Source organism: Vibrio sp. 1151_11 (assembly GCF_029478525.1).
In the GTDB taxonomy this organism is placed as follows: domain Bacteria; phylum Pseudomonadota; class Gammaproteobacteria; order Enterobacterales; family Vibrionaceae; genus Vibrio; species Vibrio anguillarum.
This window is the reverse complement of sequence record NZ_SHMN01000018.1, coordinates 83,194-96,070: the sequence shown is the minus strand read 5'-3', so window position 1 is coordinate 96,070 and position 12,877 is coordinate 83,194. Positions and strand designations below refer to the sequence as shown.

Here is a 12,877-nt window from a genome sequence, read left to right as displayed (position 1 = left end):
ATTAATTATGTTTAGAGCTTGAGAAACATCCATAAAAAAATCCAAGTGCATTAAATACACTTGGATTTTGACAGCTCTGAAGGATCGTTCAACCGATCACTTTGGCCTTAACTGATCGGCATTACTCGTTAGAGGGCTGTTTTATCCGAGTGAAATTAGTGATCGATCATATCAGCCAAAATCATGGCTGCGTGGGTTTCCACCACACCTGAATCGAAACCGTACATGTGGCTATACTTGTTCGCCATTGCGGTATGTACATTGTTAGTGATCTCATCTTGCCAGCGTTTGAACCAAACGAAGTGGTTTCCGTCACTCAAAACTGGAGTGTAGGGCGCGACTTCTAGCTGCTTGCCCACTTCAGTTCTGATGTCCGCAATATATTCCAGCAGATCTTTCACATCCTGTTTTGAACCGATATTGCCATGGCCGCCGTTAATAAAGTCCCACTGTTTGCTGAGTGGTGTGCTCAGAAGGCTTTGTAGATCCTCTTCGTAACCGTGGAAATGTTCTGCTCCCGCGAAATTATAAAACGGCAGTTGATCAGGGTTAATCATGTCTGCAAAATGCAGCACACGATCACTTGGGATAAGAATCATCGTGTTATCCGGTGTATGGCCAGAGCCTTCTGGTGCCATCATCTTTAACTTCATTGAGCCAAATTTGACCGTTTGAGGTTTTTTCAAATCGTATACCTCATTTGGCGCTGGAACTTTAGGCGTTTTCACACCGTTTTCGCCCACTTCAGCGTGGTGGTTGATCTTGTCTGCAACGGTTTGACTAGCAATAACACGGACATTATCCACCTTTGGATAATTTTTCTTAATCAAGTCAACCAGTTGGTTACCACCACCTACATGATCTAGGTGGTAGTGCGAATACATAATGGTAGTAATTGGTTTATTGGTGATGGATTTAACTCCTTTAAAAAGAGCATCAATGCGGCCATCGCCTAGCGGATCAATCAACAATACTGAGTCTTCATTAACTACAACCGTAGCGTTGTAATAATTAACCCCGATCCAATAGGTATTTTTGCCCAATTTTTGAACGGTGGCTTTACTCTCATCAAATTGGCGCTCATACAGGTTATTGATTTTCTGTCCCAGTTTCAGAGACTGAGTGGCAGAGGGCTCAACTACGATTTTCGCTGTGTCTTGAACGGTTTCACCAGGAAAAAAAATCGCATGTTGGTTGTCGTGGTCATGGCCTTTCGCATTTACATTAAAAGTAAACAGTGCAGCAGCAATAGGGGCTAAAGCTAGGGTGGATAGTTTCATTTTTTATCTCCTCAATCAGGTGAGGAGAAGATAAATGAAAAACAAACATATCAAAAATGCATGCTTGTTATAGTATATAGATCATTTACGCACGAAATTATTAGGTGATGGTATGGTCGCCCCCGAAATCAATTTGCGCAGCATTGACTTAAATTTATTGACGATTTTAGAAAAGCTATTAATTCATAAGCATATTAGTCAGGCCGCTCAAGTATTAAACATGAGTCAGCCAGCAGTCAGTCGAGCTCTGATGCGCTTGCGTGAACAATTTGGTGATCCATTGCTGGTGAAGGTGAAAAATGAGTACCGTTTGACTGTAAAAGGTGAGCGCCTTTATAGCGAATTGGAAATATCACTCAATACCATTCGTCATATGTTGGTAGATGACGAGTTTGACCCCCAGCAATACTCAGGCGTGTTCACTATAGGGGCGTTGGATTTCGAAATGATGATGATTGTGCCGAAATTGTTGGCGCGTTTTCAACAGCGTGCTCCAAACTTGAAATTACAAATTGTGTCTTACAACTCGTTTATGCCGCTGCATGATTACTTGGAAAAGGTGGCGGATTTATTACTGTATTCCACCGATGAGTCACCCACTAACGTGTTTAAACAGCGTTTATTTAATGATAACTATGCCGTAGTGATGTGTTGCCAGCATAAATGGGCTCTTCAGCCTATGACGTTAGAGCGCTATTGCCAGAGCCGACATCTAATCATCTCCGGTAATGGCTTGGGCAAAACGGATATGGATCATGAGCTGAAAAGACTGGGTTATCAGCGCGAAGTGGTGGCATCTTTGCCACATTTTTCGATGGTGCCGGAGTTATTGATTAACACTGATCTGATTGCCACTTTACCAAGACGTCTGGTCTCTCACCTAGGTAGACGTTATGACATCACGGTGGCCGATTTACCGTTTTACACTGCCGACTTTCGAGTTGAACAATTTTGGCATCTCATTCATCACAATAGCCCAATCCACCAGTGGGTGAGGCAGGAAATAAAAAATATGGTGGATGAAGAAATCGGGGAATCGGTGTGAGGCGACTTTATTGAGCCGCCTCTTTCTTTAGCGGATTCTAACTGGGAATATCGCAATAAATTTGAAGCCTCACACAATCGGCAGCGTAAGACTGCTTGTTAAATATAAGATACAGAGTAGGGCAAAATATAGCGATACTCCACCATATTGCTACTCCTTACTTACTTTAAACAAAGCCAAGTTAAAAACTTAAGCACCACTATAGCAGGCTGCATTGAAATCAAAAGGCTGTTTCTGCTTTCTGAAAATATGAACGTTTGGATCTGTATCAAGACCCAGCTCAGTCCACGTGCTAGAAATACCAGGCTTATTCGCTTTATTAGTAACAATGTCTTCGCTAACCAAAACGTTAATACGCTGCTCTTTTGAGAGAACGTAAGCAGTATGTCGCACACAACAATCACTGTTAAACCCCATGATGACTGCACTATCAATTTGGTTTTGGTTAATAAATTGAATGATTTTACTTTGAGAGCTGGTATCAATTTCAACCGTTTCTTTCACTACATAATGGTATCGTTCAGGTCCAAACTTATACATTTCAGATTTGAGCTTTTTAAAGGTCGGGTTGTGTTCAAGATAACGGCTTCTGTCTCCACCATAGTTATCTCGTAATGAAAAACGGTCAATGTAGTTGATATCAAAGACGTGAAGCTTGTTTTCGTTGGCAAACTTCAACATTTCTATTTGGTTTTTCCAAATTTTTTTATTGCCTGGTGCTTGTGCTGGTAACCAAGGCAACTTTGATGTCGTTTCTTGCATGTCAATCATGAGGATAACGGGTTTATCCCCCCTGTGTATACGAGACAATATGTCATTTTTTAAAGCCCCTACATCTGCCCATGATTGCGTTGAAGAAAGGATTAAGCTGAAGGTAAGCAGGACTCGTGTTGTCAAAAACTTCTTATTCATACTGTGTATTGGTTTCATTGTTTTATTCCTACAAATACTTAGGGTTGTTAGGACTGAGATCACTAGCCACTTTACGGTCACTTTGCTGTTTCACAGCCCATTCAATGGATGCTTGTACTTCCAATTGCTGACTTGTGAGTGATGACATTAATTCATGTATAGGAGCAATCCACTCAAGTAAACTGTCGCTATTTATATCTAATAGTGCTTTTTTGACAGGAGTAAAATTGATGTAGCACTCACGTCCTGGTTGGTTGTTAAGTTGATTTGACGCATTAGCCAGAGCAGAAAATCTTTCACTGAGAACGGATTGAGGATCAAAGAGCGCTCGCAGTGAAGAGTCTAACTTTTGGTCATAATTGTATGGGGGGAGGTGAGAGATTGTATAACGAAGAACATTGCCAGGAAGCTCTTCAGTAAAGAGAACATCATTTGGCATGTCGTTGGCATGTCCGGTAGAGGTGTGCTGCTGGTGGACGATGGCTGCATATCGATGGAAGTCCCCTATCTGAGAGATAAGCCAGTCTGTGCCTTTTTGTTTTGATTGATTTATTGCTTCAATCATCTCTCTTTTTAGGATCTCTTTGGCTATTTGAAGCGAGTTTCCGGAAAGAGAAGCCAAATCCAAAGTTGAGTTTTTTAAGGCTGAAGCCATTAAAGGGGCATGCTTTTCTAAGTCAAAGCTGCCAGGGTGCGCATAGCTCAAAAACTGAGTCAGTTGAATCGCTTGCCACTCGCTTTCTAGGGCTTGAGGAATAAGCTCAGCAAGTTTGATTTCCCTGTATCTTGATACAGAGCTTGAATAATCCGCAAACCACCGACTAATGTCGGATAAAGAGGAGTGTTGAGAGATGTTTTGCCTCTCTAAGTATCCGGCATTCCATCCTTCACAATTATGTGGACACTCATCTTTTATCTGCGCATCGGAACCGAACAACCATTTGTGCACTAAAGCTCTGTCTTTTTTTGCATTATTTTTGGCGGCCTGCTGCTGCGAATAGTGAGTGATTTGTTGTTCAAACCATTGTTCTTCTTGATTCGCATCCCAGCCTATGCTGATCAAATTCAAGATGGCTGCGTCGAACTTTGTATGAAAATTTTGGCGTGGCTGAGAAGTGATTTGGCTGATAACTGCGTCTTTTGCTGGTTCAAATTTTCGTGTTTCAGCCGGTATCCATTCGTATTTTCTACATCCTTGGAAGTTAGGATCACCTGCTAATATTCCAAATGAGGTGCATTTTCTATAGCCTTCATTCAAGATGAGGGTTTTTGTTTTGAGCTCATCAGCCGTTGCTGGACGGTAAAGAACACTACGCGCCATTTCATCGATCGCATATCGACTAGCTTGATCTTTAAAAAATTGAGTTGATTTTTCTAGAGCACCAGAATCAAACAAACGATCAACGGCTTGTCTGCCATCGATTATTATCTGCTTCTTAAGTGCTGAACTGATGTGCTCAAGGTGTTCGCTTGCTGTATTTGCTATCTGCTTCTTGGTCGACAAAACGGTTTTAAAGGCCTGCGTAAACGCCTGTTGATCAATATGCCCAGTACGTAACTCATCTAGACGCTGCACAACACCGCTTAATACACTTTGCTGACAGAGTTGTAAGTTAGTAAGTGCTCCATTAGCTTCTGAGGTCGCTGGAATGCTTGAAGAGCTATTGGAGTTTGAATTGGTATAAAGCGATGCAATCACTCGGGTTTCTGCATCACAAGCGCTAGTTAAGTCGCTAGGAAACAAGCGCGAGCCATTATGGTCAAACGAAAGAAGCGTATAAACATACTTATGTAACTCTTGATCGAGTGCGCTAATAAGCTCGTTAGACAATTTAGCTTGTGCGTAAACCATTTCCTGATAATGGTATTGATATTTAAGAGTGATATCTTTTGCGTACGCACCGACTATTTCAGTGACTAAATCCGCTTGTTTATTGGCGAGCTCTGCCCAATGTTTCTTGTTTCTTAAATCTTGCTGGGTGGCAATATCGTCGTGTATGTTGAAACTGTAATGTTGACCACTTGAAATGGCATCCCAGCGGTGACTTAATATCACTCGGTCTATTTCTCTTTCGGGTAGTTTGAGTACACCAAACCAATCCACTAGCCCCATAACCGTTGCAAATCGATCATAAGAAGTTTGGGATTCATCTTTAAATGTATTACCTATCTCTTTTGCCCATAACCCTACCGCCGCAGCATCTCCAATAGGGCCAAGCACTTCAAGAGCGCCGGTGGCGAATTTTGAGCTTGTTCTACCTAGTGTTTGCAGCAGTCTTTTTGCTGCGTCTGCTTCTATGGTAAGTATTGAGCTAGGGCCTAGTTCCAGTAAGGAAGAAGATTTTGAATACAGCTCATTAGCTTCAATAATTGAAGGTTTTAATTCAGTGAAGTGTTCTGGCGAGGAAGAAAAAAGTGTGTCGGCTGTAATGTCGTCACTAGATAAGGAATAATTATCTTTGCGTAATGCCCTCATGGAGTCGTTATCGAGGATGTTGATTTCATCCCCGATTCGGCAAATCTCAAAGGCAGTAGTGGATGTAGTAAAAAATGCACTTACGAGCAGCAGTTTGGGCAACTTCATATCTCAATCCTTTGTTGACTGTTATTTGTTATTAAACGTTACAGATATGTTTATTAATTCCTAACAAGGACCAAGTCTAGTGAATTATCATAAGTAAGAGTAATTTAATGAATCAATATCACGGAAAGTGAATTATTAATTAGTGTGAAAGAGTATTTTAAAAGTAGATCGATTTTCCAATTAAATAAATCGTAGAGAAATACCGTACGAATGATTTAATTGGAAAATGAACACATGTAATAATTGTGGCCTGGCTATATGCATAAATGGTATATGGGCTATATCATTTGTGCATTATTAATATTGATTTTATTCATCTATTTTATCGGAAATAATAAATATTAGCATCACATCGTTAAGATTATTTTTCACTATCTTTAATTCGTAAAAGCTAATGCACGGTGGTTTAATTACGGTCGTACCGTAAAATAATTAGTTTAGATAGCGTAACCATCTTATGAATATCGATAGGTTGCGTGAGTTTTTTTAGTGAAAAGCTATGTAAGCACTGGAAAATTTATTTTTGTCGTTTACTTTAAAAACTCATAAAATTAAGAGGAAAATTAAATGAAAAATAAAAAATACACAAAACCAATATTAATTGGCTTGACCTTGGTGGGAGGCGGCTATTCATTGCCTGCTAGTGCTGTTGAAGGTAATGATGTTTTACCAAGTGATGTGCCATACATGGTTTATTTTAAATATGCACATTGCTCTGGTACGTTGATTGCGCCAAAAACAGTACTCACCGCACTCCATTGTGTCGGACTCGGCGCTCAAAAAGGGAATCATGCGTATCTTTTACATTCAGGATCTCAAGAGGTTGATGAGAATGGCCGTATACCGAACCCAAGTATTAAAGTTAAAATAGTAGAAGCCTATACAGCTGATCACATATTCGAACCTAGTAATGGAATAGGCCGAGATGAATTTGATGATATAGCTATCGTAGAACTTGAAAGCATGCCAGAGGGGGTTACGTTTTTACCTGTCGCAAATCAGTCAATTCCTCTCGGAGCAGAAGTTTTCCCCATCGGCTATTCAACCTCAAGCCTAAAGCGTATGCCAATTCCTGCTATTGTCGCTGCAAAGGAAAATTCTCCAGATTATGAGCGTGAAGTGGATATGGCTCAATGTAATAGTTCTAAATATTTTTCAAACAACTTTTTTACTCAGGAATATTCTCAAATAGATCAAGAAAGTTGTGATTGGGCTGAAACGCGTTATGAATATAGACAAGAACATGGGATATATAAGCCTAACCGTTATTCTATTACTATTGAAAATCCACCATTAGATTCTTCAGATTCTAGATTTGATGTCAATGAATTTGGTACTGTATTAACGAAATATTCTACTTTTAGAGGGGATAGCGGTGGTCCTTTAATTTACCAAGGAAAGGTATATGGTGTTGCCAGTACGGGAGTGAATTCCCATTCTCAGGTGCATAATCAGGCGACATTCTATGCTGGTTTTACCAGACCTGGAGTATTTAATTGGATAGTTGATACAGTGAAAAAAATTCAAAATAAATCTATGGAAAAAAATGTGAGTACGGCAGTGCTTGATGCCCCAATTGTATTTCCAATAGATTAGCGATCCCTATAAAATAGAAGCAGTAATAATTTATAAACACTGCTTTTATTTTTTAAACTGACTGGCCCTCGTTAGAGGGCTGGTAGGGCATGAAATTATAACTTTCTAAATTGGCTAACTAATTGTCCTTGAGAACCAAGGTTTTCCACTAAATTCTCACATTCATCTCGTGTATCACTGGCCAAAATATTGGTCGCAACACAGACATCACTGATCGATTGAACGCTTGAGTTCATATCTTCAGTAACGCGTGCCATCTCTTCTACGGCTGTGGCAATTTGTTCATTTCTATCCGTAATATCAATCACCTGAGTAAGTAGCATATTGAGTTTATCACCAGAGACATTGGCACTATTAACACATAATTTAGATAATTGTGTGCCTTCATGCATTGCATCGACAGCTTGGTGGGTACTGGTTTGAATCAGCGCAATGACATTTTGGATCTCTTTAGTGGACTCATGGCTGCGTTGTGCCAAGGTGCGAACTTCGTCGGCGACGACCGCAAATCCACGGCCTTGCTCGCCAGCCCGAGCAGCTTCAATAGCGGCGTTGAGTGCAAGCAGGTTGGTTTGTTCAGCGACAGATTGGATCACAATTAACACTTGGCCAATGGTTTTCCCATGTTCTGATAGTTGCGTGACAACCGATGAGGCGCTGTCTAGTTGGGTGGCGAGCTGTTGCATTGCATTCAATGTATCTTTTACCGAATCCATGCCTTCTTCGGCGGCCAATTTTGCTTTCTCTGCCGCGTCAGAAGCACTTTGCGCATTTTGTGCAATTTCATTCGCGGTAGAGTGCATTTCATTGATCGCGGCGGCAACTTGTTCTGTTTCTCGTGTTTGCCCCTCTAAATTGATCGCCGTAGTTTCGCTATTTTTAGAGGACGATTGAGCTGCATCTTTAATTTGTTGGTTTGAATCTTGGATGCGTCCAACGACCGCATTGAGTTCAGACTGGCGCATTTTTAAGGCCAATTTGATTTCAGAAATGTCATCAATATGGTTGTTATACACCAATTCCATTAGTGGGTTATTAAACACCTTGCGGGCTTCGGCACTGAGCGATTCTAAGCGGCGAGTTAAACTATAGCCAGCAACTACTGACAGTAATAGCATCAATACTAAACCTACGCCGGGAAGGAAAGTATCTGCAACAAAGCTGACACCCGCGATGGGTAATAAAGTTAGGGCTAAGCGCTGCCATAAACGAGTTCGAGGTAGCTTGAGTCGCCTAGGTGTTTTTCCCGCTTTGAGCTGCGCGTAGATTTTTTCTGCGTTGGTGATGTGTTCTCGACTTGGACACAAACGTACCGACTGAAACTCAACCGTTTTACCATTTTCGACTATCGGAGAAGCAAACGCATCAACCCAATAATGATCGCCATTTTTACATCTATTTTTGACGATACCCATCCAAGATTGGCCGCGTTTTAAATGCTCCCACATATCTTTAAACGCTTCTGCTGGCATGTCTGGGTGACGAACTAGGTTGTGAGGCTGGTTGATAAGCTCTTCTAATGAGTAGCCCGCCACTTCACAAAACTCTTTACTGGCATAAGTGATATGGCTGCTTGGTTTAGTGACCGATAATAAGTTATAGCTAGGTGGAAACTTGACTTCTTTTTGTGTGACAGGTTGGTTGGTACGCATGATTACCTCGAATTAAATAAGTTAAAAACAAATTAAGCCAAGTCTCTCTAGCGTTAGATGAGGGTGTTATTTATTATTTTTGTTTCCACTGTTATAGATTCAAATCGCTAAGAACGCAATAGAATTAACCAGTATAGAATACCTAATTGGTATCATTACTTTTGATGTGGACATATGGCCGATTTATAACGTAAATATAACTTACGACTTGACCTTACGAGTAAGCTTGCCACAATGTGCGCATGCAATAACTGTAGGGAAAACAGTATGATATTTTATTCTTTTGGGCGGCTAAAACCCATCGCGTTACTCTTAACTTCTTTACTTTCATCAACCTCTTTCGCTGCTATCAATGATGCGCCTGTGGTTGGTGGGCTGTTCAATTCGGCGCAAATATTGAAAAATCAAATGGCGTCGTCTTTAAGCTATTCAACGCGCTTTGCCCGTGATTCGACCTTATTTACCATCGCTGGGGTAACACTCGATAGCTATATCCTTATGTTGCCTTTAGATGCAAAAACAAAAGCTCGCGTTATTGCACAAATTTCTAACCCAACTTACGCCATCCCGCTGGGCTATTTTTTATATCAATATTATGATCGTTATACGGGGTTAGAAAATGATGATGTATTTAAACAGTATTTAAGTACTGTTTATGACGCAAAGGTTTTAAAGGGATTCGAGCATAGCCTCTACCATTATGGGGAAGAGGTGGTGAGTGAACAAAAAGAAAATATTAAAGATCAAGGGCATCATGAAGGGATTAAAGTGGATGCCCAATTTATTGCGGCCATGGTGACTGTGTATGATGCCTTGGTTGAAATTGGTGAGTGGCAACAGCTTGAGAGATTGCCGGATCACTATCAATATCTGACGTCAAGTGAACCCGATCGATTACTGATTAATAAAATCCAACCGATAGTGATCCAAATTATTAGTCAGGCTGCTAATGGGATGGATGAAGGAGAGATGAAGCAAGCCCTTTTTGGGGTATTAGAAGATGCAAAGCCAGAAAATACAGCACGTGTGAACAACAAAGCAGAGGCAATCACGGTTACTTTGATTGATTTTGTGCGTATGAACGTATTAAAAGGCTACCGCCAATTTGTCTATCAGCAAGAGCGTGAACAAGCACTAAATTCCTGGTTACAAAAAGCATTTGATGATGATCCTCAAGCATTGATTGCGTTTCTCCGCTCTCAGCAACAACGTCGTATGGCAGTGCAGATCACCGTGGATGGTTTGCAACAAGGGCTGATCGAAGGTTTGGTTGATCCAAGTAAGCCATTTATCCGCAAAGCTCACCAAGATCACAACAATCGATTGAGCACTAAGCCTTCTTCAATGGAGGTGGTTCAACCCGAACATCAGCAGCAAGTACGTTTCATGCAGATATTGGCTGAGCAGCCTTATCACGATCCACATTACTTGCCGTTTTTTAAACGCTTGTATCGTGATCATCGCGCTTCTATTACTCAAGTGGGCATTTCATCAACACCAACGATCAGTGTGCGTAATTTACCGATCATAAAAACAGGAGCTAAGGTGTCCGGCCAAGGTGGTACTGGCATACCCAATTTCCACTTTGTTGATCGCCCAACCGACCGAGCTTATTACTTTTTTGGTAATGATGCACTGCAGCTTGATCGCTTACTGGTTAAAAACCAAGTACAAACGATGTTTGATCGCCTCGCTTACCTCAACACCCTCAACTGCAATGCACAATACGATTGGAATGCTCACACCACTTATGATGGTTTAGTGAATTTGGGGGCGGGTGAGGCATTACGTGATTTTGGTGAAAAGCGGTGTGTGCGTGAGCTGAAAGAGCGCGCGATTGTCGAACGTGAACTTCAACAGTTGCGAGCGACATTAGTTGAAGAGGTCTCGCGCTATCAGCAGATAAGCAAGTGGGATTTTTATACTCGCTGGACTCGCCATCAAGTGCTTGCTCACCAGTTGAAACAACTTGCACAAAAAGAACTGAAAGGAATGCCCGACTATACGCTGATTTATAATCCATGGCCGGATCATTTTGCTCATTTTAGCGGCCCATTCAGCGATGAAGTCATCATGCCAACTGGGGAGCTAAACCGCCTCGATTACTGGCTAGCGCAAATAGAAGCAACCTATCAAGACGCGGGAGTATATAACCGCACGTTATGGGGCATGGCTGGCGATCATGGTTTAGCTCCTGTTTATTTCTCCCTCAACCCAGAAAAACAGATCTTTGAGCCGCTAGCGTCACAACTGGGAATAAAACTCAACGTGAAAAAAATCTCATCGGATGAGGGAGAAGGGCCAAAAATGACGAATGCGATTAACGCGCCGTCAAACAAAGGGATTGATGTGGTCGTCGCTTCCACTGCGGGTGGAAATTTTATGATGGATTTCTTTAATGCAGAAGCTGGATGGGAAGTTCAACCGGTTTATCAAGAGCTGATCCGTTGGCAACCGATCCATTCTAAGCCAGGGCAGCAGGTTGATGTGATCGATGAAACCGTAGCGCGACTTGCTGAAAGCCTAGATTATTTAGTTGTGAGAGAAAAACCATGTGATTTAACAGGCTGTTCTGTACGGTTGGTTGGCGAGCGGCAAGGTAAACGAGTGGATGAGTGGATTGAAAAAAAGGGTGATAAACTGCGCTATTTTGCTAAATCGGAACAGCCATTGCTGCTTGGCGTTCAGCAGCTAAATGCTTATTTGTCGCCTCCTTCATCTGACGAGCTAGAACATTATGCACAACTCGTCGAACGTTGCGTTTATCACGCTAAAGCGAATCAAGCTGAGACGTGGTGCTCAAGTGCGCAGTGGCGAGAGTTAACACGTTTTACGCCCCGTCCAGATTCGGTTAATCAGCTCGCTGCTATTTATGAAGACGACCGTGCGGGCACCATTAACCTATTTCCTAAAGAGGGCGTTGGCTTTAATACTAAAGTTCCGGGGCGTCATGCGGGTGAAAGCTATCTAGAAAAAGATGCTTTTATCGGTTTTTGGGGGAGCCCAATTTGCAATCAAGCCACGCCGCTCGGTTCAGTCGAAAATGGCTCACTTGCGCCCACTCTTTATCACTATTTAACGGGAGACGAAGTTAAAGTTGGTGAAGATGGGTGGGGTTATCCATCGGTTCTTAAACAGCTGGATATTCGTTAGCGAGAGTTGGCCGTTATGACTGCCAATGAAATAAGTGAGCGTTAGGCTTTATTGAGTGAAGAACGTTCGCTTGTTTCATTGGCTTCGATTGCAGCCTTAAGTGGTAGGTTGATCAGCACGTTTAAACTTCAAACGATTTTTCACATCTCGGCTGCTCAGAATACGTTGGCTGTGGTCAATATCGAGCTTGGATTTTGCCAAGCGATCATACAGCAGCACATTGACGCTCGCGGCCAAATTCATGCAACCAATTGTTGGGATGTATACAACCTCACTGGCTTGGTTAACTATCTCTTGTGGAATAGAACCATCTTCAGGGCCAAACACATACAGCGCTTTTTCCGGGTGAATAAACTCGGGCAGTGGTGTCGCCCCTTCTGCCAGTTCAACACAGACGATTTTCATCTCACTTGGCAAGTCCTGCGTGATCTCTACCATCGCGGTGAGCGGGATTTTACTTTGAATGTTTTTTGTGTCGGTTTGAAATTTCACTGCGCGATCATAACGCTCACCACTGTAGCGAACCGCGCATGCTTGGTAGCAACCTGCCGCGCGCATCACACCACCTACGTTGGTTGGGCTTTTAGGGTTACACAAACCAATGATCACTGACATTTCACGTTCCACAAAAAATCCTCTCACAATTTGGGGCGGG

At 42.0% G+C, this 12,877-nt stretch carries 8 protein-coding genes; 3 read left to right on the top strand and 5 right to left on the bottom strand.

Features of this window, described 5'->3' with window-relative positions:
• Window positions 1-155: 155 nt before the first annotated feature.
• Window positions 156-1,280: a VarG family subclass B1-like metallo-beta-lactamase gene (locus EXZ60_RS13645; protein WP_115340008.1), complete on the bottom strand. Its 1,125-nt coding sequence runs from the start codon at window positions 1,278-1,280 to the stop codon at window positions 156-158.
• A gap of 112 nt (window positions 1,281-1,392) precedes the next feature.
• Here EXZ60_RS13645 and EXZ60_RS13640 point away from each other — a divergent pair, with 112 nt between their 5' ends.
• A complete protein-coding gene (locus tag EXZ60_RS13640; protein WP_017044895.1) occupies window positions 1,393-2,325 on the top strand; it encodes a LysR family transcriptional regulator in 933 nt (310 codons plus the stop codon).
• 189 nt (window positions 2,326-2,514) lie between these two features.
• Here EXZ60_RS13640 and EXZ60_RS13635 read toward each other — a convergent pair whose 3' ends face one another.
• Both EXZ60_RS13635 and EXZ60_RS13630 read right to left on the bottom strand, forming a co-directional pair.
• A complete protein-coding gene (locus EXZ60_RS13635) occupies window positions 2,515-3,255 on the bottom strand; it encodes an isochorismatase family protein (RefSeq protein ID WP_017044894.1) in 741 nt (246 codons plus the stop codon).
• A gap of 10 nt (window positions 3,256-3,265) precedes the next feature.
• On the bottom strand, window positions 3,266-5,821 hold the full coding sequence (locus EXZ60_RS13630; protein ID WP_277435844.1) for a hypothetical protein: 2,556 nt from the start codon (window positions 5,819-5,821) through the stop codon (window positions 3,266-3,268).
• 567 nt (window positions 5,822-6,388) lie between these two features.
• Here EXZ60_RS13630 and EXZ60_RS13625 point away from each other — a divergent pair.
• Window positions 6,389-7,417, top strand: a complete 1,029-nt coding sequence (locus EXZ60_RS13625; RefSeq protein WP_277435843.1) for a trypsin-like serine protease — start codon at window positions 6,389-6,391, stop codon at window positions 7,415-7,417.
• A gap of 95 nt (window positions 7,418-7,512) precedes the next feature.
• Here EXZ60_RS13625 and EXZ60_RS13620 read toward each other — a convergent pair whose 3' ends face one another.
• Window positions 7,513-9,069, bottom strand: coding sequence for a PAS domain-containing methyl-accepting chemotaxis protein (locus EXZ60_RS13620; RefSeq protein WP_277435842.1), 1,557 nt, complete (start codon window positions 9,067-9,069; stop codon window positions 7,513-7,515).
• 234 nt (window positions 9,070-9,303) lie between these two features.
• On the opposite strand from EXZ60_RS13620, the gene EXZ60_RS13615 reads away from it, so the two are divergent.
• Window positions 9,304-12,222, top strand: a complete 2,919-nt coding sequence (locus EXZ60_RS13615; RefSeq protein ID WP_277435841.1) for an alkaline phosphatase family protein — start codon at window positions 9,304-9,306, stop codon at window positions 12,220-12,222.
• A gap of 96 nt (window positions 12,223-12,318) precedes the next feature.
• On the opposite strand, the gene EXZ60_RS13610 is transcribed toward EXZ60_RS13615, so the two are convergent.
• Window positions 12,319-12,837, bottom strand: a complete 519-nt coding sequence (locus tag EXZ60_RS13610; protein WP_069211991.1) for an RNA methyltransferase — start codon at window positions 12,835-12,837, stop codon at window positions 12,319-12,321.
• Window positions 12,838-12,877 lie beyond the last annotated feature (40 nt).